This window comes from Aeromonas sp. HMWF017, from assembly GCF_003061465.1.
Lineage (GTDB): Bacteria > Pseudomonadota > Gammaproteobacteria > Enterobacterales > Aeromonadaceae > Aeromonas > Aeromonas veronii.
On the sequence record NZ_QAJD01000084.1, the window covers coordinates 17,936 to 18,349 of the forward strand.

At 67.4% G+C, this 414-nt stretch carries 1 protein-coding gene; it reads left to right on the plus strand.

Annotated elements, in window-relative coordinates; all coding sequences use genetic code 11:
- Positions 1-414: aldehyde dehydrogenase family protein (locus DBR30_RS21865; RefSeq protein WP_258224345.1), on the plus strand; the 414-nt coding region annotated here is incomplete at both ends.

The window sequence follows — 414 nt, forward strand, 5'->3', positions numbered from 1 at the left end:
AGCAGGCGGTGGAGCAGGCCTTGGCATCCGCCCACGCCGCCTTCCCGCGCTGGCGTGAAACCCCGGTGAGCGAGCGGGCCGCGGCGCTGGAGAAGCTGGCGGACCTGCTGGAAGCGAACCGCGAGCAGTTTGTCTCCCTCTGTACCCGCGAGGCGGGCAAGCTGCTGCAAGATGGCATCGACGAGGTGCGTGAAGCGGTCGATTTCTGCCGCTACTACGCGGTGCAGGCCCGCAGCCTGATGGGGCAGGCGACCCTGTTGCCTGGCTACACCGGCGAGCAGAACGAGCTGTTCCTGCAGGGGCGCGGGGTGTTTGTCTGCATCGGCCCGTGGAACTTCCCGCTGGCGATTTTCCTCGGCCAAATTTCTGCTGCGCTGGCCACCGGCAACACCGTGATCGCCAAGCCTGCCGAGC